We start from the raw sequence: 17,996 nt of genomic DNA on the forward strand, positions 1-17,996 counted from the left end.
CACGAGTAGGCGACTCGTGTCGATCAATACTGCGAACAGTACGGTGTTGCGGTTGAGGACAGGGTCGCTGGACCCACGCCGGGAGCGGACGCAGAATTTGCTTATCGTCAGCTTAAAAATGTCGCCCTCGCTTCGGGTATGACAGCCGTCGGAGAGGGGATGGACAAGGGTCTCGATCGATGGTTCATGGACGAGAGTCGGCGAAACCTCGAGGCAACTTTGGAGGGTCTATCTTCGACGTTGAGCTTGATGCGGGGCTATGTATCATCTCTTCACCCTGACATCTACATGCAGGGTGCTATCGATCAATCGTCGGTCATGACGAAGACCGAAGAGATGGCTGCTAATCTTGCGATCCTGTCAAGTGGAGGTTCCACGTTCTCCCATTTTGTCGTGGTCGATGGTGTGACAGAGCTCGCCGGTGTCAAGGTTGTAGCTATTCGAGATCCTCATGGTGTTCAGTACTTCAGTGCATTGTCCACGTTCGAGAGAAATTTCTCAGGTGATGTTGTAATTCCGAGGGGAGTGCAAAAATGAAATTGAGGGTTAGCTTTCCAGATAATCTTGCTTCTGAGGGTCTGATAAATCAGGAGCGAATTCCGTGCTTGTGTAAAGTGGCTGATTGCTTTGAGGTGGTCATCTTCGACAGCAGTCCTGAAGTCACAGGTGTTATGGAGGAGTGGGATCGTCGGGAGCTGGCGCTGCGGGCGGTTGCGGGCGCCGGCGGGAAGTACTCTCATTATGCGAGAGGGCTTATCACGATTCGGCCGGTGAGTTTGGGTCTCTATGATGTTATTGATCTGCAGTTCTTCTATGCCAGCATGGGTTGGTGTCCGGTGATTCGGGATGGGGAGTACGCCCCGCCACTATCTTATGAGGGTGACGGCTGGGGAGTTAGTAGCTAGGGCCATGTCGTCTCTTTGTTGGGTCCAATTTTTGGTGCGCAGGAGTAGTTGGTGCGCTGGCGCCCTATGCCGCTTACTTCATCGGCAGCAAGTTGGACCCGAACCACCGACGTCCCCCCCGGGTTTAAAAGCGCCTGGGAGGAAATCTGTCACTTCATCAAGCGTTACGCTGCGGCGTGCGGGTTCCGGTTTGTGCTCTCCTTCCAGTTCGAGAGCGTCTATACGGCAAGGCTCGGGAAGGATCTGGTCTTCCCGGGGCCAGCTACCCCGTAATGCCGCGCAACGGGCTGGCAGGTCCCTGTCTGATCCCATCTCGCTACCCGTGGCGATATACCTTATGGATAGAAAGCCCTCGTGAGTCGTCCTATTTCACACCTGTCTGCACAGTTCCAGAGTTTTGGATCGATATAATAATAATCGGCCCATAAAGTTTCCCCTGCCTGCGCCGCCATCGATCGTACGGCCATGATCAAGGGAATTGAGATGCTCGCCTTACGCAACCTCCGAGTGGGACCCCGGCTGGGTGCCGGGTTCGGTTTGCTGCTGCTGTTCATCGTGGCCATCGTCGGCCTGGCGCTGTACGGAAACCATCTGAAGTCCGCCCAGTTCTCGAAAGTGGTGGACGTCAACATGGTGAAGATGCGGCTGTTGAACGAGATGCTGGATACCAACAACGCGGTGTTGATGCACCGCCGGCTGATGGTGATCAAGCGCGGCGAGGATTTCGACAAGGATTATCAGAAGGCGCAGGAGCTGTCGCAGACCTACGATGGTATCTGGGCCAAGTACATCAAGATTCCACGCGACGCCACCGGCGATGCCCTGGTGGCGAAGATCGACGCGGCACGCAAGGCCACCGACGCCTCCACCCAGCATCTGCACGAGCGCATGAAGGCGGGTGATTTCGACGGTGCGGGCAAGGAACTGCTCGCCGAGCACGGCCTGGCTACCGCATGGAACGAGACGATCTCGACCCTGCTGCGGCATCAGGAGACACTGACCGCGCGCAGCCGCGAGGAATACCGTTCAACCGAGTCCTGGACCGGCACGCTGTCGATCGTGTTCGGTGTGCTGAGCCTGATGCTGGGCTCGCTGGCCGCGTGGGCCATCACCCGCAGCCTGACCTGCCCGCTGGAAGGTGCGGTGAAGCTGGCCGACGGCATCGCCAACGGGCGGCTGGACAACAGCATCGACGCGTCCGGCAACGATGAGGTGACGCAGCTGCTCAGGTCGATGCAGCGCATGCAGGCGCAGTTGCAGTCGGTGATGGCGGCGCAGGGCGAGCTGGCCCGCCAGCACGATGCCGGCAGCCTCAGCTATCGCATGGACGAGAGTGCGTTCCCCGGCGACTACGGGCGCATGGTGCACGAGACGAACGCGCTGGTCGGCTCGCACGTGCAGGTGCAGAACCGGCTGATCGAAGTGATGAAGCATTACGCCCGTGGCGACCTGTCGGTGGACATGGATCCGCTGCCGGGCGAGAAGGCGGCGATTACCCAGGCAATGGACGAGACCAAGACCAGCCTGTCTGCGATCAACGGCGAGATCCGCCGGCTGGCGACGGCCGCGGCGGCGGGCGACTTCAGCCTGCGCGGCGATGAAGATCGCTTCGCCTACGATTTCCGCGACATGGTGGCCGGGCTCAATCGCTTGATGCAGACCACCGACCAGAACCTGGTACAGGTGTCGACCCTGCTGCAGGCGATTTCGCGCGGTGACCTCACCGTACGCATGCAAGGTGATTTCCACGGCGTGTTCGCCCGCATGCGCGATGACTGCAATGCCACCGTCGATCAGCTCAAGCAGATTGTCGGCCGCATCCAGTCCAGTGCGTCCAGCATCAACCTGGCAGCAGGAGAGATTGCCTCGGGCAACACCGATCTGTCGCGGCGTACCGAACAGCAGGCGGCAAACCTGGAAGAGACGGCGGCGTCGATGGAGGAGCTGACCTCCACCGTGAAGCAGAACGCCGAGCACGCACGCCAGGCCAACCAGCTCGCGATCGGCGCGCATGGTGTCGCCTCGCAGGGCGGCGAGGTGGTCGGACAGGTGGTCACCACGATGTCGGCCATCGAAGCCTCGTCGAAGAAGATCGCCGAGATCATCAGCGTCATCGACGGCATCGCCTTCCAGACCAACATCCTGGCCTTGAACGCGGCGGTGGAAGCCGCGCGTGCCGGCGAGCAGGGCAGGGGCTTTGCGGTGGTGGCCAGTGAGGTGCGCACACTGGCACAGCGCTCGGCCGGTGCGGCCAAGGAGATCAAGGGCCTGATCGAGGATTCGGTCGGCAAGGTCGCCGATGGATCGGCGCTGGTCCGCCAGGCAGGCACCACAATGGGCGAGATCGTGGCGTCGGTGCAGCGCGTGACCGACATCATGGCCGAGATCTCTGCCGCGTCGCAGGAGCAGAGCTCGGGCATCGAACAGGTCAACCAGGCGGTGGTGCAGATGGACGAGACCACGCAGCAGAATGCGGCGCTGGTGGAAGAAGCCAGCGCGGCGGCACGCTCCATGGCGGAGCAGGCCAACCTGCTGGCCGAGGCGGTATCGGTGTTCCGCACCGGTGCGGCAACCGCGGTTGCAGCCGTGCGTCCGGCCCTGGCTGCGGTGGCCGCGACGGTTACTCCGGTGCGCAGGCCGGCGGCACTGTCGCCGCGCATCGAGCCGACACTGGCGGCCAATGCCGGTGGTTGGGAAGAGTTCTAGCTGGAACGTGGCATGTCGGTAGGGAGACGGCGCCCATTGCGATGGCTGATCGCGATGGGCGCAACTTTCTTCCTGAACGCGCGATGGCCGATGAGGTGGCGGACACGCGCATTTCACTTCCGGTTGCCAACCGCAGGAGGAAACTTGCGTCATACCGGAACTCAGGAGATGGCCATGAAGACCTCGACCCGATTGCTTGTGCTGGGCACCCTGCTGGCGGCTTCGTCGGTGGCCGGCGCGCAGACCTATGGCCCGCGCGATGAGGGACGCAAGTTCAATGACGGCAGCCGCGTGGTCTGCAAGAACGTGGAAGTGCAGCGCAACTCGCGCGATCCGAACCGCATTGCGGGTACGGCCACGGGTGCAGTGATCGGCGGCCTGCTGGGCAACCAGGTGGGCGGCGGCAATGGCAAGAAGCTCGCTACCGTGGCCGGTGCCGTGGCCGGTGGTGCGGCCGGTCGCCAGATCCAGGGCAACAGCCAGCAGAAGAACGGCGACCGCGTGGTCGAGCGCCGTTGCGAGCGCGTCTATCGTTGATCGGTTGCCGACAGCGCCCGTTCCCCCCTTGCACATCGCAGTACTCGAACGCCGGCCCCGCGCCGGCGTTCTTCGTTCCGGACCTGTATCGCTGACTCCGGCGTCGTGCCTATACTGCGCCGACTCAACGGATGAATGTCCAGTGAACGAATCGGCTCCAGCTCCCCAACCGGCACCGCTCGCAAGGCATGACCCGATACCGGAAGCGACTGCCCATCCCCATCGGGTGCGTGATCGCACCGATGAACTCGAGCTCTTCATTTCGGGCCTGCTGGCGTTTGCGCTGCTGGCCGTGCCGGGTTATCTGTTCGACGCCTGGGCGCGCAGCAGCCTGCACACCGAAGGCATGTACTTCCAGATGCTCTGGTTCGGTTTCAGCATCAGTGTCGGCATGTGCTATGTGCTGGCAGTGGCCTTGATCATCCACCTCACGGTGCGCGGCTACTGGATCGGGCTGATCGGCCTCAGGTCGCATTTCCCCGATGGCATTGACTGGGACCGCCTGCCAAGAATGGGGGCGGTCACGCGCGCCTTCCTGCAGGCCCGGGACGGAGGCCTCGATGGCAGCATCGAACGTGCCGACCGGCTGGCGACGATGCTGTTCTCGACCACCCTGCTTGCCGTACAGACATTGGCGGGCACCCTGGTATTGGCCGTCCTGACGCTTGGTGTGTCGATGGTGATCGGCGCGCTGTCCGGCGGCGCCGATCATGTCGCCATGCTCGCCCTGTGCACTGTGCTGGCCGCAATGTTGGCGCTGGCTGTTACCCCCGGGATCCTGGAGAAGATCGTGGCGCGGCGGCAGGCGCGCGGGCAACCCCATGAGCGACCGCAGCGACTGCTGCAGGGCATGCTGGCGGCACTGCAACGGGTTCCGCTGTTGCGCCTGATGCAGACCATGCAGCTGACCATGCAGAGCAACCTGCGCTCGCGTTCGTTCATGGCGGCCTACCTGTTCGCGGTGCTGGTAGCGATGCTGCTGGCGGCCGTGCAGGTGATGGCGTCGTTGAAGTTCTCGCTGTTCAACCGTTACCAGATCGTCACGGAAGCGGCGGTTGAGCACGGCATGCTGAGTGCGCATTACGAATCGATGCGTTCGGCGCATGACCAGCTGCTGCCGTACCCGATGATCCCGTCGGACACGATCAGCGGTGCGCAGCTTCGTTTGTTCATTCCGCATCGCCCGCAACGCGACAATCCGCTGGCGCGCCAGCATTGCACCGCACTTCCGGACGCGCGCAATGAGGCCACCGGGCAACAGGCCGCCAATGCCGCAGTGGAGTGCCTTTCCCGGCTCTGGCAGGTCAAGCTGGACGGCGCCCCGGTCGACCTGCATGGCTTCGTGCCCATGGAGCGGCGTGACCTGGATATGCGCGGCCTGGTGGGGTACCTGCCTACCCGGGGGCTCGCACCCGGACGCCATGACCTGGAACTGGTGTGGAATGCTGCAGGCGGCGAGCGGGGGGCCGGACGGCGCCGCGCGTTCCGCATCCCGTTCTGGTATGCCCCGGATCCATAAACGATGGATCAAAGCGGCCATGCCGCGCCGCTTGAACAGGCCGCTTACGACTTAATTCCCTCCGTCCCCTTTTTTGGCGAGGAGGCGCCAGGTGGCGAGGCTACCGTAGAGCAGCAGCAGGACGGTGAGGGTGATCAGTTCGTGGCTGATGTCGGCCAGGCGGGCGTCCATCTGGTTCAGGCGCACCATCAGGTTGATGCCCGAGGTGGTCGGCAGCAGCTGTGCCAGCCAGACCAGCGGTTGCGGCGTCATCACCGCCGGCCACGACAGGTTGGCCAGGAAAAACAGCGGGATGGAGGTGGCGATGATGTACTGGAAGGCGCGCTCGCGGGTGCGGAAGAAGCTGCCGACGAACAGGCCGAAGACCACGGTGGTGGCGATGAACAAGGTGCCGCCCAGCAGCTGGCCCATCGGGTTGCCGCCGCGCGGATAGTCCTGCACCCAGGCAGTGAAACCGGCGTACCAGAACAGGCCGAACAGGCCGATCAGGCCGAAGCCCAACGCCATGCCGGCCAGCGTCGGCAGGTCGAAGCGCAGGCGCCGGCCCAGTGCGAGGCGGCGGCCGCCGAGCAGAACGCCGATGCCCATCAACAGCGTCTGGTGCACGATCAGCTCGGCCACGCCGGGCACGATGGCGCTGCCATAGCCTTCCTGCGTGTTGTACAGCGGGCGCTGCACCAGGGTGACCGGCGGTGCCTGCGGCGCACCCATGAAGGCGGCCTGGCCGACCACCGCATCACGCCCGAACGCACCCAGCGCATCAGCTACGCTGCCCAGCACCCAACTGGCGCGGCCCAGGTAGGCACCGTTGCCAAGCAATACCAGCTTGGCCGGATGGCCGCGCAGGATGTCGCGCTCCAGGTTGGCCGGGATCACGACGATGCCTTCGGCGTGGCCGGCTTCGAGCTGCTGGCGTGCGCTGTCGACGTCCGCCGGTTGCCCGACCACGCGCGCAACGCGCAGTGCGTCGAGCTTGCGCAGCAGCTCGCGGCTGGTCGCGCTATGGTCTTCGTCCACCACCAGCACCGGCAGGTTGCCGGCCACCTGGTGCCGGTAGGCGGCTGGATAGAAGAACGAATACAGGATCACCGCACCGACCATCACCACGATCGCGTAGCGGTCGCACAGCACCGCCATCAGGGTCTGCCGCAGGCTGCGCCAGAGTATGCTCATGCGTCAGCCCCTGCGGATTGTGCGGCGGCAGGCGTGCGTGCAAAGGCGATCAGGCGCAGGCCGCCGATGCCACCGGCCACCACCGTCATCAACAGCAGCGTAGCCAGCGGCCATGCCGAAACCTGCAGCGGCGAGCCGATGAACTGCTGCTGGGTCTGCAGCTTGATGTAGGCGCTCAACGGCAGCAGCTGGTGCCAGACGCGGGTAAACAACGGCCCGTCCAGCACCGGGAAGGTAGCGCTGGAGAACGCCAGTGCGGTGCCGATGCTCAGACCGACCGCAGACAACGCGGTGCCCATGTCGCGGGTGACGCCGACGAAGAACAGCGCGTAGGCGGCCGTGGCCAGGTAGAACAACGGCTGCGCGAGCAGCAGCAAAAGCACGCTGCCGGCCACACCATCGCCGCGCAGCCACGCCAGGTAGCCGATGCCGAGCGCGCCATACAGCGAGAACAGCAGGAGGTACGGCGCGACCTTGCCGGCAATCGCCGACCACGGCGTGCGAGCCAGCCAGGCGGGCAGGGTGCCATCGCGGATCTCGCGGCCGAGGCTGCCGGCCACGGCAAGTGCCAGTACCAGTGACAGCACCGCCGGGAAGATCAGTGGCAGCAGGAACAATTCGTAGCTGCGCGCCGGGTTGTAGAGGATGTCCGACTGCACCGCGATCGGCGCCGCGCGCAGCTTGCCCGGGCCGACCTGCAGGCCGATGCGCTCGCGCAGCAGGCGTGCGTTCCATGCGGAAACCGCGTCGCCGATGTCGCGCGACGCCGACTGGCCGGTGGTCATGTAGGTGGCGTTGTAATAGGCGAACACCGTGCCCTGGCGCCCACGCAGCGCCTGCCGGGTGACATCGCGCGGCACCAGCACGATGGCGAACACGTCCAGGCTGCGCAGCTGCGATCGTGCCTCCTCCAGGTCCGCTGGTTGGCTGGCGACGCGTACGCCGGGACTGGCGTCGAGCATGCGCAGCAGCAGGCGGCTGTCACTGCTGTGGTCAAGGTCGACCACAGCAATCGGGATATCGCGCATCACCGACGGCGTGAACATCCATGCCATCACGACCAGCATCAGCAGTGGCAGCACGGTGACCAGCAGCAGGTCGGCACGGTTGCCGCGCAGCGACTGCAGCTCGCGCCGCCACGAAGCGGCGAAGCCGTTGCGGTCCGGGCTCAGTGCTGGGGCCATGCGAACAGCACGCTCATGCCGGGGCGGAAGCCCTCGATGCGGCGTACCGGGCGCACCCGCACCTCGAAGCTGCGGACGTCATAGCCGGACGACTGGCGGGTGGTACGCCAGGTTGCGTAGTCGCCGGCCGGATTGATGAAGTAGACCTCGAACTCGCCATCCAGGCCCAGCGCCGGCACGCTGCCCTGCAGCTTGCTGCCGACCTTCAGGCCCTGCATCTGCGATTCGCGCAGGTTCATCGCCACCCACATGCGGTCGATGTCGACCAGGGTGAACACGGGATAGCCGGCTGGCACCAGCTCGCCCGGGTCGGCCATGCGCTTGTTGATCTCGCCCGCCACCGGCGCGCGTCCTTCCACTTCGGCTCGCGCGGCGTTGACCTCGGCCACCGCGCCCTGCGCCTGCTGTACCTGGCCCTGCGCGGCACGCTTGTCCTGCTCGCGGGCGCCGGCCAATGCCATGTCGTACTGCGCGCGGGCGGCGCGGGCCAGTTCGCGCGAACTGGTGGCCTGGGCATGCGCTTCATCGCGCTTCTGCCGGGTCATCACCCCTTCGTTGAACAGGTTCTGCACGCGCCGGTAGGTGGCTTCGGCCAGTGTCGCGCCGGCTTCGGCGCGCTTCCAGTTCGCTTCGGCGGCGCGGATGTCTTCGCTGCGCGCGCCTTCGTCGGCCTTGTCGGCCACCGCCTGCGCAGCCGCCAATGCGCCGTGCGCCTGCTGTTCCTTGGCAGCCACTTCGGGGCTGTCGAGCAGGAACAGCACCTGCCCGGGCTGCACGCGATCGCCCTCGCGCACCTTCAGCTGGGCCACGCGTGCGGTGATCTTGGCGGCCACGTTGATCGTGTCCGCATCGGCCATGCCCTGGATCTGGTCGGCCGGGCTGCGCCAGGCCAGCCACAGGCCGAGCACCACCGCGACCAGCAGGACCACCAGCAGGATCGGTCCCAGCCGCCGCTTGCCGGGGGGCGTCGTCGCATCGTCGTGCAGCACATCACTCATGGTCGATCACCTCGTCCGCACGCCGCCGGAATTCTTCGAAACGGTCCATCTGTCCACTGATCTCCAGCAACTGTGCCAGCGCAATGTCGTATTGGTAGGCGGCCTGTGCGCGCTCGACACGGGCGCCGCCCAGGCCGAGCCGCGCATCGATCACATCCAGCGAGGTGGCCTGGCCTTCGCGGAATGCCAGCTCCTGCAGGCGCAGGTTTTCCTGTGCCTGGGCGATGCTGCTGTCGAGCAGCACGAACTGCTGGCGCGCGGTCTCAAGTTCGTTCCAGGCCTTGCGCACGCCCAGTGCGACCTGGTTCTCGGCCTCGCGCAGGCCCGCTTCGGCCTGCTCCTGCTGCGCACGCGCGGCGCTGATCTGCGCCGGCCGCGAGTTCGGCGACAGGAAGGTGTACTTCAGCCCGATGCCGAACGCCCAGTCCGGGTCGGTCAGCATTTCGTCGCGGCGGCGGAAGTCGTACTGGCCGAAGGCGAAGATCTGCGGCTTCAGCTTGGCCTGCTGCACGCGCACGCCCTGTTCGGCCTGCGCAACCATCGCGCGCAAGCGCGCGATCTGCGGCTGGCGCGCCTGCGCGGTGCGCTCGAAGCTGGTCACCGGTTCCAGCGGCACGCGCTGCACGAACAGCGGCGACACCGGCTGCACCTCGCCACCACTGCGCAGCAGCGTGGCCAGCGCGGCCTTCAGCGTAGCCAGATCGTTCACCGTCTTCTGGTATTCGCGCTCGGCCTTGTCGCGGGCCACGGTGGCCTGCAGGCGCTGGGCGCGGGTGGCAAAGCCCTCGCGTTCCAGCTTTTCTGCATCGGACAGGTGGCGGTTGAGGCCGTCGCGCACGTCGCGGCGCACGTCCACCGCCTGCTCGGCCAGGCGCTGGCCGAAGTAGGCCTGAGCCAGCTGCACGGTCAATGATTGGCGCTGCGCCTCGCGCTCGGCGTTGGCCTGCTCATGGGCGGCGCTGGCCGCACGTTGCGCGGCCGGGATCACGCCGCCGGTGTACAGCGGCAGCACCGCGGTCACTACCGGGCGTGTACGCCAGTCGCGCTCGGTGAACGACAGCGGCGAATCGATACCGAAGGCTTCAGCCACGGGCGCCAGCGAACCCAGTGGCAGGGTCAGGGTCTTCTGGAACTGCAGGCGGCGCACTTCGCCGGTGATCTCCGGCAGGCGCAGCAGGCGCGTGGCGTCCTGCAGGTCCTGCTTGTTGCGTACCGCTGCATCTGCGGCCGCCAGCGCATCGGAGACCTGCTCCAGGCGTTGGCGTGCCTGTTCCCAGTCCAATGCGGGGGCGTCGTTGCTGTTCTGCGCGGACGCAGCGGTTGGCAGGCAGGTCGCCAGCACCAGCGCCAGCGCGGCCTTCGCGCGGTGCATCCTTGTACGTCGGCCGATCACGCCCATGCCGTCCCAGTGGTAAAGAAGTGCGCAAACGGTAGTGCGCGCGGCGTGAAGCCCGAGTCTGCGGTCATCCGATTGTCCTCAACGAAGGGTGCCGCTGGCTGCAGTGCGCAGCGCCTGGGTGATGTGCTGCAGCGTGCTTGAGCGCACGGCGGCATGTTGCCAGTACAGCGGCACATCCAGCCAGCGGCGGGGTTCCAGTACCACCACGCGGCCGGCGCGCACGGCGGGCGCGACCAGGGTTTCCGGGGCCATGCCCCAACCGAGTCCGCACGCGGCGGCTTCGACGAAACCGGTGGAAGAGGGCAGGTAGTGTAGCGGCGGCTGCAGTCGCGCGCGGGTCAGGCGCCGCACGAAACGCCATTGCAGTTCATCCTTGCGGTTGAACACCAGCATCGGTGCGCGCGCCAGGGCCGCGGCCTGCATGCCATCGTTGAAGTACTGGCGGGCGAAGCCGGGCGAAGCGATCGCGTGGTAACGCATGGCGCCGAGCGGGTGCACGTTGCAGCCCTTCACCGGCTGGCTTTCGGCGGTCACTGCGCCGAGCACGCTGCCATCGCGCAGCAACTGCAGGGTGTGGTCCTGGTCGTCCATGCGCAGGTCGAACAGGTAGCCATGGCGCTGGTGCAGGTCGGCGATGGCGGGCACGAACCAGGTATCAAGCGAGTCGTCGTTGACCGCCAGGGGGATGGGCGTACGGGCAGCGTCGTTGCCACGCTCGGGTAGCAGCTCGGCCAGCGCCTCGGCTTCCAGTGCCTGCATCGGGCGTACCCGGCGCAGCAGCGCTTCCCCCGCTGCGGTCGGTCGGCAGGGTGCCTGGCGCACCACCAGGACCTGCCCGAGCCTGTCTTCCAGCGCCTTGATCCGTTGCGACAGTGCTGATGGGCTGATCGACAGGCGGCGTGCCGCGGCCTCGAAGCTGCCTTCTTCCAGCACCGCAGCGAATGCGGCCAATTGTGGATGTACCAGATCCATGCCGGTGCCCCTTCAGTTTTCCTGCACAGGATAAAGAAAAATCAGATTGTCTAAACATCGCCATTGGCCTCACCCTGCGTGTCCCCTCGCTGCCTGGCCTGTCCTGATGTGGATCGCCGCTACCGCCGCCGGCCTGTTCGCAGGTGCCGGCCTGATCATCGCCATCGGCGCACAGAATGCCTTCGTGCTGCGCCAGGGCCTGCAGCAGCGGCATGTGGGCAGGGTGGTGCTGGCCTGCGCCGGCGCGGACATCGCGTTGATCCTGGCCGGCGTCGGTGGCATGGGCGCGCTGGTGCTGCAGTGGCCGTTGCTGCTGCAGGTGCTGCGCTTCGGTGGTGCGGCGTTCCTGCTCTGGTATGGCGTGCAGGCGGGACTGCGTGCGTGGCGCGGTGGTGGCGTACTGGCCGCCACCGAGGCGCAGGGCGGCAGCGGACGGCAGGTGCTGCTGACCTGCCTGGCGTTCACCCTGCTCAACCCGCATGTCTATCTGGATACGGTGGTGCTGCTGGGCAGCCTGTCCACGCGTTACCCGGGTGACCTGCGCTGGGCGTTCGCCGCCGGTGCGTGCGCCGCCAGCGTGGCCTGGTTCTGCACGCTGGGCTATGGCGCGCGCCTGTTGCAGCCGGTGTTCCGCAGGCCGGACGCCTGGCGGGTGCTGGATGGGGGCGTCGCGATCTTCATGTTCTGCCTGGCAACAGTGCTTCTGTTGCGTCCGCTCTAGGCCGTATCCACCGCGCACAATGGCGTTTCGCCGGGGCGCAGGGTCAGTACGCGCACACCGTTGCGGGTGACCGCCACCGTGTGCTCGAACTGCGCCGACAGCTTGCCGTCGCGGGTGTAGACCGGCCATTGGTCCGGCTGCTGGCGGATGGCCGGCTTGCCCTGGTTGAGCATCGGCTCGATGGTGAACACCATGCCCTCCTCCAGCACCCTGCCGGTGTTGGGATGGCCGTAGTGCAGGATCTGCGGTTCCTCGTGCATTTCCTGGCCGATGCCATGGCCGCAGTATTCCTTCACCACGCTGTAGCCGTGGCTGCGCGCGTGGCGGGCGATGGCGTGGCCGATGTCGCCCAGGCGTGCACCGGGGCGCACCGCAGCGATGCCTTTCCACATCGCCTGGTAGGCGGTCCGCACCAGCCTGCGCGCGGCGTAGTCGACCTCGCCCACCAGGTAGGTGGTGCTGGAGTCGGCGATGTAGCCGTTCTTCTCCAGGGTGATGTCGAGGTTGACGATCTGGCCGTTACGCAGCACGTCGGTGGTGCTGGGTACGCCGTGGCAGATCACGTTGTCGATCGAGGCGTTGAGCACGTACGGGAAGCCGTACTGGCCCTTGCTGGCCGGCCGCGCCTGCAGCTCGTCAACGATCATGCGTTCGACGAAATCGTTGATCTCCATCGTGCTGCGGCCCTGCAGTGGCAGCCGGTCGAGCGCGGCGAACACCTGCGCAAGCAGGCGCCCGGATTCGGCCATCAGCGCGATCTCGTCGGGGCGCTTGATGATCGCCATCTGCTCAGACCTGTCCCGGTGCCAGCAGCGGCGGCTGCACGCCGGCAGCCCGCAGTTCGCTGGCGACGATGTCCTGGAAGCTCAGCGTGGGATTCATTTCGCACAGCATGCCGACCCGGATCCAGAAGTTGGCCTGGGCGTTGATCGAGCGGCTGGAGACGGTGCAGGCACGGCGCAGCTGGTCGTGCAGGGTGTCATCGATGTTGACGATGCCCATCGGCGGTCCTGGAGTGGGAATATACGAAGCGTATATGTTTCGTATATCCTCCTCAAGCCCGCGTTGTTCAGTCCAGGTGGGTGGCAAAGCGCAGGCGGTTGCCGTCGGGGTCGCGCAGCAGCATTTCGCGGCTGCCCCAGTCGGTGTCATGCGGTGGCTGCTCGATCGGCACGTTGGCGGCGCTGAAGGCGCGGTACAGGCTGTCGACGTCGTCGACGATGAAGTACACCGCGCCGCCGACCTCGCAGTCACCGCTGTGCTCGGTGAGGAAGATCGTCTGGCCATCGCGGGTGAGTTGGGCGAACAGCGGGAAGCCGGACTCGAAGCGGTGTTCCCAGTCGACCACGAAACCCAGCCCCTGCACGTAGAACGGCAGGGTGGTGTCGGCGTGGCGCATGCGCAGTTGCGGGATGACGGTCTGGGGCATGGCGGCGGCTCTTGGGGACAGGAGCCCAGTGTAGTGCCGGCCGCTGGCCGGCATTCCTGTGAGCCCGGGAACAACGAGGTTGCCGGCCAGCGGCCGGCACTACCGAAGCCACGCCGGCCAACGGCCGGCATTGCCGACGCGGTCAGCAGGCCGTCGGTGCGGCGGCGATTGCCGCCAGCAGCTCGCGGTTGACCTGCTGGTGACGCGCCTGCCAGACGGGAAGATCATCGGCGCTGATGTCCGGTTGGCCATCCAGCGACGACAACCAGCGCTTGAAGCGGCTCTGGTAGTTCGCCAGCGAGACTTCGCCGGTGATGTCACTGCCGACCAGGCCACCGGCGCGCAGTGCTTCGATCACCACCAGTGCGTGTTCCAGCTGGAAGCGGCCCTGGTCCCAGTTGCTGCGCGCAACGTCCTCGGCGAATACATCCTTGTCGATCGACAGGTAGGTCGGCTGTGGGGATGTGGCCTGCTCGGCGGCGAACGCGGCGACCAGTGCTTCCGGGTGCTCGAAGCGTCGGAACGCACGGCCCATGCCGAGGCGGTGGCCCCAGCCCACGTCCACGTCCATGCACCAGTACGTCAGGCATCCACCCATCAGCGGTCGCCAGTGGTTCTCCCAGGCATGACCGAGGCCGATGTCGCTGGAAGTGATGCCGAGCACATGGATGTGCGAGATCTGCGGCAGCTTGCTGGCGGCGTTCACCCACGAGCCGCAGTGCATGCCGAGCGGGAACCGCATGTTGTCCGGATGGTTGTCCAGCACCACCAGCTGGAACGGGGCCTGCCCATGCATGCGGCGCAGCAGTGGCAGGGTGAGGTGGTGGAAGTCGCCGCTGCCGAGCATGACGGTTCCGAGCTGGGCCGGCAGTGGTGCCAGCACGTCAGCGGCGAAACGGTCGAGGATGGCATTGCTGCAGGCGAAGCGCAGCGGATCGTGCCACTGCGGCAGGGCCAGGGTCTGCGCCTGTGGCAGCGGCAGCACGCCACCGTCCAGGTCCAGGATCAGCGGGGAACGCAACGGCATCGTTCAACCGCCTCCATCAGGTTCGCCCTGCAGGTGCGGGGCCAGCTTGCGCAGGGCGGCGCGCAGCAGCGGGGAGCGTGCGTGGATCGCGTGCCGGGTGGAGGTGAAGCGGGCGCCCAGCTCGGCCTTGATCCGCGAGTCGGTCCAGCCGGCCACGTAGTGGCTCAGGCCGTGCTGCTGCGCGTACTCGAGGTTGTGCATCCAGCTGACCGCGTACAGGTTGTGCTCGCGCGACTGCGGATAGGCCAGGCCGATGTACTTGTCCACCAGTTTGCCGGCATGCACGTAGCACAGGTTCCAGCCGATCAGCCGGCCCTGGTGGCGGTACAGGAACATCCGTCCCTGACCCTGGCTGTCGGCCAGCAGGTACTGGAAATAGGGCAGGTCGAGCTGGTCGAAATGCACCGCGCTCTGCGCGTATACGCCCAGGTACAGCGCGTACAGTTCGGCCTGCAGTTGCGGGTCGGCCAGGGCCGGGTTGCCGGTGGCGATGCAGTCGATCTGCAGGTCATCGCGCGAACGCAGCTTGCGACGGATGTTCTTGCGGCGCGAGGATGACAGGCGGCCGAGATAGTCCTCGAGCGAATCGAAATCGATCGCCACCCAGGCCAGCGGCATGCCTTCCAGTTCGACGAAGCCGCGTGCCAGCAGCGCCTGCAGGAAGGCGCCGCTGTGTGCGTTGGCGGCGTCGTCCAGCAGCGGTGAATCGATCGCCAGGTCCTTCACCACCAGCAGCCGGGTATCGCCGATCGCGTGACGTGTCACGTCCTCGGCCAGCGCCTCCGGCGCCACGTGCGCCGGCAACGGGGTGTACTCGGTGCTGGTGGCACCGACGAAGCGCGTCTTCCAGGTGATCCAAGGCCGCCACAGGCGCGACAGCGGCAGGCCGAGCAGCCTGCCGCGCAGTTCGTCGTCCATCGTGGTGGTCAGGTCCAACGGCGCACGGAAGGTCGGCAGGCCGCTGGGAAGGCGGCCCGCCTCGAATCCGAGCGGCGGGTGGGCCAGGAAGCCCTCCAGCAGCGCGGCCGGTTCCAGCGCGGTGCTGGATGCGCGTGACGTCATTTCCATCGGCACGGGAACCGGCAGCGCATCGACCTCAGCCCTTGGCCTTGGTCAGCGCCTGGTCGAGCAGGGTGATCGCCAGGTCGATCTCTTCGTAGCTGATGTCCAGCGACGGCGCGAAGGTGATCACGTTCTTGTACCAGCCACCCACGTCGAGCACGAGGCCCATGCGCTTGCCGTCGTGCAGCAGGTCACCGGCCAGGCCGATGTCGACCATGCGGTCCAGCAGCTCCTTGTTCGGGGTGTAGCCGTCGGCCTGGCAGATTTCCGCACGCAGCGCCAGGCCCAGGCCGTCGACGTCGCCGATTTCCGGGTGGCGCTTCTGCAGGCCGCGCAGGCCGTCGAGGAAGTACGCGCCCTTTTCCGGCACGGTGCGCTCGTAATCCATTTCCTTGCCCAGCTTCAGCACTTCCAGGCCCAGGCGGGTGCCCAGTGGGTTGGAGTTGAAGGTGGAGTGGGTGGAGCCCGGCGGGAACACGGTCGGGTTGATCAGCTCTTCGCGCGCCCACAGGCCCGACAGCGGGTTCAGGCCGTTGGTCAGCGCCTTGCCGAACACCAGCACGTCCGGGGTCACGCCGAAGTGCTCGATCGACCACAGCTTGCCGGTGCGCCAGAAGCCCATCTGGATTTCATCGACGACCATCAGGATGCCGTACTTGTCCAGCACGCGCTTGAGGCCGGTGAAGAAGTTGCGCGGCGGGATGACGTAGCCACCGGTGCCCTGGATCGGCTCGACGTAGAACGCGGCGTACTCGGCCTGGCCGACCTTGGGATCCCACACGCCGTTGTACTCGCTTTCGAACAGGCGCTCGAACTGCCACACGCAGTGGTCGGAGTACTCGTCCGGGGTCATGCCCTTCGGGCGACGGAAGGGGTACGGGAACGGGATGAACATCGCGCGCTCGCCGAAGTGGCCGTAGCGGCGGCGGTAGCGGTAGCTGGAGGTGATCGACGACGCACCCAGGGTGCGGCCGTGGTAGCCGCCCTCGAAGGCGAACATCAGGCTCTTGCCGCCGCGCGCGTTGCGCACGATCTTCAGCGAGTCTTCAATGGCCTGCGCACCGCCAACGTTGAAGTGCACGCGGCCGTCGAGGCCGAACTTCTCGTGCATGTCCACGGCAATGGTCTTGGCCAGCTGCACGCGGGTCGGGTGCAGGTACTGGCTGGCGACCTGCGGCAGGGTGTCGATCTGGTCCTTCAGTGCATCGTTCAGGCGCTTGTTGCTGTAGCCGAAGTTGCACGCCGAGTACCACATCTGCAGGTCGAGGTAGGGCACGCCTGCGCCGTCGAACATGTAGCTGCCTTCGCCGCGCTGGAAGATCTTAGGCGGATCGACGTAGTGGACGGTATCGCCGAAGGAGCTGTAGCGGGCTTCGTCGGCCAGCAGCTGCGCATCGGAGGCAGCGGCGGCGGCGTTCTTGTCAAAAATGTTCATGCAGTTCGGTTCCGTGAAGGACGTTCGAAAGGGGTAACAGGGGAGCGCGCCTGCAAAGGAGTGCTCAGGCGGTGGCCAGCAGCAGGGGCAGTGCGGCGGGCTGCGGGCTGGCGTCGAGGCGACGTGGCTGCAGCAGGCTGCCATCGAGCAAGCGCGGCAGCAGTGCGATTGCATCGTGGAAGGTGTCGATGGCGGCATGCTCGATGCCGGCATTCGTGCAATGGGTAATCAGGCGGCGCTTGGCGAACACGAAGTCGGCGTCTTCGGATACGCAGAAATCCGAACTGCCGTCGCCGATCATCAGCACGCGCGGCGCTTCGTTGGCGCGCGCCTGTGCGGCACAGGTGCATTTGCAGGTGCCACTGCGGCAGCCTTCGGCCTGGTAGGGCGATTCCAGTTCCCAGTGGTCATCGCACCAGCGCAGATGGTTGGCCACCACCGGCAGCTGCGCCAGGCCGTGGTTGGCGAGGATGCGATGGATCGCATAGTCCAGGCCGTCGCTGACGATGCGCAGTGGCAGGCCCAGCTGCTCGGTGCGAGCGACGAAGGCGACGAAACCTGGATCGATCTGCACCTGGTCCAGATGGGCATCAAGCGTGGCCGGATCCAGTTCCAGCAGCCGCACCTGGCCCTGCATGCATTCACGCGAGCCGATCTTTCCCGCCTTCCACTGGTCTTCCAGTTCCTGCCAGCCCGGCTGGCCGTACTTTTCCAGCAGCGAGTCGATGACATCTTCGAGGCTGATGGTGCCGTCGAAGTCACACAGGATGCTCCAGCGCATGGGCAGGTCCGTCGATGAGAAAGGCGTCCGGCACATTGCCGGGGCAGGCTCAATGTAGGCAGGCCGCCTTTCTCGTTCCTTTCCTGTTGAAAGGCGCTTTTGACGGGCTGGGAAAGCGTTCAGGAAAGTACATGGATGAATGCGCGGA

At 65.9% G+C, this 17,996-nt stretch carries 18 protein-coding genes; 6 read left to right on the top strand and 12 right to left on the bottom strand.

The annotated features are described in order from the left end of the window. Nucleotides 1-159: 159 nt before the first annotated feature. The 5 genes from AC5P8U_RS09950 (at nt 160) to AC5P8U_RS09970 (ending at nt 5,667) form a co-directional block, all read left to right on the top strand. Nucleotides 160-537, top strand: a complete 378-nt coding sequence (locus tag AC5P8U_RS09950; RefSeq protein WP_447897250.1) for a hypothetical protein — start codon at nt 160-162, stop codon at nt 535-537. Next, nucleotides 534-905 carry a hypothetical protein gene (locus AC5P8U_RS09955; protein ID WP_050562685.1) on the top strand — a complete coding sequence of 124 codons (372 nt, stop codon included), beginning with the start codon at nt 534-536 and terminating at the stop codon, nt 903-905. The genes AC5P8U_RS09950 and AC5P8U_RS09955 overlap by 4 nt, the downstream gene beginning before the upstream one ends. A 483-nt stretch (nt 906-1,388) precedes the next feature. Continuing rightward, the gene (locus AC5P8U_RS09960; RefSeq protein WP_227836638.1) at nt 1,389-3,611 is read left to right on the top strand and encodes a methyl-accepting chemotaxis protein; all 2,223 of its coding nucleotides are present in this window, start codon (nt 1,389-1,391) and stop codon (nt 3,609-3,611) included. A 168-nt stretch (nt 3,612-3,779) separates the two neighbouring features. Continuing rightward, the gene (locus AC5P8U_RS09965; RefSeq protein WP_005415760.1) at nt 3,780-4,148 is read left to right on the top strand and encodes a glycine zipper 2TM domain-containing protein; all 369 of its coding nucleotides are present in this window, start codon (nt 3,780-3,782) and stop codon (nt 4,146-4,148) included. 226 nt (nt 4,149-4,374) lie between these two features. Beyond that, nucleotides 4,375-5,667, top strand: coding sequence for a hypothetical protein (locus AC5P8U_RS09970; protein ID WP_181452519.1), 1,293 nt, complete (start codon nt 4,375-4,377; stop codon nt 5,665-5,667). Nucleotides 5,668-5,718: 51 nt separating this feature from the next. On the opposite strand, the gene AC5P8U_RS09975 is transcribed toward AC5P8U_RS09970, so the two are convergent. From AC5P8U_RS09975 to AC5P8U_RS09995, 5 genes are all read right to left on the bottom strand, one after another. Then, a complete protein-coding gene (locus AC5P8U_RS09975) occupies nt 5,719-6,840 on the bottom strand; it encodes an ABC transporter permease (RefSeq protein WP_495214135.1) in 1,122 nt (373 codons plus the stop codon). Further along, entirely contained in the window at nt 6,837-8,024 is a 1,188-nt protein-coding gene (locus AC5P8U_RS09980; protein ID WP_072166866.1) for an ABC transporter permease, read from the bottom strand. The genes AC5P8U_RS09975 and AC5P8U_RS09980 overlap by 4 nt, the downstream gene beginning before the upstream one ends. After that, nucleotides 8,009-9,022 carry an HlyD family secretion protein gene (locus tag AC5P8U_RS09985; protein ID WP_088496392.1) on the bottom strand — a complete coding sequence of 338 codons (1,014 nt, stop codon included), beginning with the start codon at nt 9,020-9,022 and terminating at the stop codon, nt 8,009-8,011. Before AC5P8U_RS09985 ends, AC5P8U_RS09980 begins: the two co-directional genes overlap by 16 nt. Next, complete coding sequence (locus AC5P8U_RS09990; RefSeq protein ID WP_072166864.1) at nt 9,015-10,421, bottom strand: TolC family protein; 1,407 nt, start codon at nt 10,419-10,421, stop codon at nt 9,015-9,017. The genes AC5P8U_RS09985 and AC5P8U_RS09990 overlap by 8 nt, the downstream gene beginning before the upstream one ends. A 78-nt stretch (nt 10,422-10,499) precedes the next feature. After that, a complete protein-coding gene (locus AC5P8U_RS09995; RefSeq protein WP_053498160.1) occupies nt 10,500-11,393 on the bottom strand; it encodes a LysR family transcriptional regulator ArgP in 894 nt (297 codons plus the stop codon). Between the two features lie 106 nt (nt 11,394-11,499). Between AC5P8U_RS09995 and AC5P8U_RS10000 the strand changes: the two genes are divergently transcribed. Further along, entirely contained in the window at nt 11,500-12,114 is a 615-nt protein-coding gene (locus AC5P8U_RS10000) for a LysE/ArgO family amino acid transporter (protein WP_065186715.1), read from the top strand. Here AC5P8U_RS10000 and map read toward each other — a convergent pair. The 7 genes from map to AC5P8U_RS10035 all read right to left on the bottom strand — a co-directional run bounded on the left by map (nt 12,111) and on the right by AC5P8U_RS10035 (nt 17,848). Then, the gene (map, locus tag AC5P8U_RS10005; protein ID WP_172412105.1) at nt 12,111-12,893 is read right to left on the bottom strand and encodes a type I methionyl aminopeptidase; all 783 of its coding nucleotides are present in this window, start codon (nt 12,891-12,893) and stop codon (nt 12,111-12,113) included. The genes AC5P8U_RS10000 and map overlap by 4 nt on opposite strands. A gap of 10 nt (nt 12,894-12,903) precedes the next feature. Then, the gene (locus AC5P8U_RS10010) at nt 12,904-13,116 is read right to left on the bottom strand and encodes a ParD-like family protein (RefSeq protein ID WP_005415768.1); all 213 of its coding nucleotides are present in this window, start codon (nt 13,114-13,116) and stop codon (nt 12,904-12,906) included. A gap of 67 nt (nt 13,117-13,183) precedes the next feature. Beyond that, entirely contained in the window at nt 13,184-13,543 is a 360-nt protein-coding gene (locus AC5P8U_RS10015; RefSeq protein WP_072166862.1) for a bleomycin resistance protein, read from the bottom strand. 142 nt (nt 13,544-13,685) lie between these two features. Beyond that, nucleotides 13,686-14,570: an arginase family protein gene (locus tag AC5P8U_RS10020; RefSeq protein WP_447897061.1), complete on the bottom strand. Its 885-nt coding sequence runs from the start codon at nt 14,568-14,570 to the stop codon at nt 13,686-13,688. 3 nt (nt 14,571-14,573) lie between these two features. Then, nucleotides 14,574-15,638, bottom strand: a complete 1,065-nt coding sequence (locus AC5P8U_RS10025) for a GNAT family N-acetyltransferase (protein ID WP_414607711.1) — start codon at nt 15,636-15,638, stop codon at nt 14,574-14,576. A 28-nt stretch (nt 15,639-15,666) separates the two neighbouring features. Next, a complete protein-coding gene (locus AC5P8U_RS10030; protein WP_061479537.1) occupies nt 15,667-17,067 on the bottom strand; it encodes an aspartate aminotransferase family protein in 1,401 nt (466 codons plus the stop codon). A gap of 64 nt (nt 17,068-17,131) precedes the next feature. Further along, the gene (locus AC5P8U_RS10035; protein WP_227836641.1) at nt 17,132-17,848 is read right to left on the bottom strand and encodes an MtnX-like HAD-IB family phosphatase; all 717 of its coding nucleotides are present in this window, start codon (nt 17,846-17,848) and stop codon (nt 17,132-17,134) included. Nucleotides 17,849-17,996 lie beyond the last annotated feature (148 nt).

It is taken from the genome of Stenotrophomonas sp. YJH_SMC_81 (assembly GCF_059370875.1).

Coding starts and splice junctions, on each gene's coding strand:
- AC5P8U_RS09965 (WP_005415760.1), top strand. CDS start 3,780: ATGGCCATGAAGACCTCGACCCGATTGCTTGTGCTGGGCACCCTGCTG.
- AC5P8U_RS10010 (WP_005415768.1), bottom strand. CDS start 13,116: ATGGGCATCGTCAACATCGATGACACCCTGCACGACCAGCTGCGCCGT.
- AC5P8U_RS09950 (WP_447897250.1), top strand. CDS start 160: ATGGACAAGGGTCTCGATCGATGGTTCATGGACGAGAGTCGGCGAAAC.
- AC5P8U_RS10000 (WP_065186715.1), top strand. CDS start 11,500: ATGTGGATCGCCGCTACCGCCGCCGGCCTGTTCGCAGGTGCCGGCCTG.
- AC5P8U_RS09960 (WP_227836638.1), top strand. CDS start 1,389: ATGCTCGCCTTACGCAACCTCCGAGTGGGACCCCGGCTGGGTGCCGGG.
- AC5P8U_RS10015 (WP_072166862.1), bottom strand. CDS start 13,543: ATGCCCCAGACCGTCATCCCGCAACTGCGCATGCGCCACGCCGACACC.
- AC5P8U_RS10020 (WP_447897061.1), bottom strand. CDS start 14,570: ATGCCGTTGCGTTCCCCGCTGATCCTGGACCTGGACGGTGGCGTGCTG.
- AC5P8U_RS09990 (WP_072166864.1), bottom strand. CDS start 10,421: ATGGGCGTGATCGGCCGACGTACAAGGATGCACCGCGCGAAGGCCGCG.
- AC5P8U_RS10035 (WP_227836641.1), bottom strand. CDS start 17,848: ATGCGCTGGAGCATCCTGTGTGACTTCGACGGCACCATCAGCCTCGAA.
- AC5P8U_RS09995 (WP_053498160.1), bottom strand. CDS start 11,393: ATGGATCTGGTACATCCACAATTGGCCGCATTCGCTGCGGTGCTGGAA.
- AC5P8U_RS09980 (WP_072166866.1), bottom strand. CDS start 8,024: ATGGCCCCAGCACTGAGCCCGGACCGCAACGGCTTCGCCGCTTCGTGG.
- AC5P8U_RS10030 (WP_061479537.1), bottom strand. CDS start 17,067: ATGAACATTTTTGACAAGAACGCCGCCGCCGCTGCCTCCGATGCGCAG.
- AC5P8U_RS09985 (WP_088496392.1), bottom strand. CDS start 9,022: ATGAGTGATGTGCTGCACGACGATGCGACGACGCCCCCCGGCAAGCGG.
- AC5P8U_RS10025 (WP_414607711.1), bottom strand. CDS start 15,638: ATGGAAATGACGTCACGCGCATCCAGCACCGCGCTGGAACCGGCCGCG.
- AC5P8U_RS09975 (WP_495214135.1), bottom strand. CDS start 6,840: ATGAGCATACTCTGGCGCAGCCTGCGGCAGACCCTGATGGCGGTGCTG.
- AC5P8U_RS09955 (WP_050562685.1), top strand. CDS start 534: ATGAAATTGAGGGTTAGCTTTCCAGATAATCTTGCTTCTGAGGGTCTG.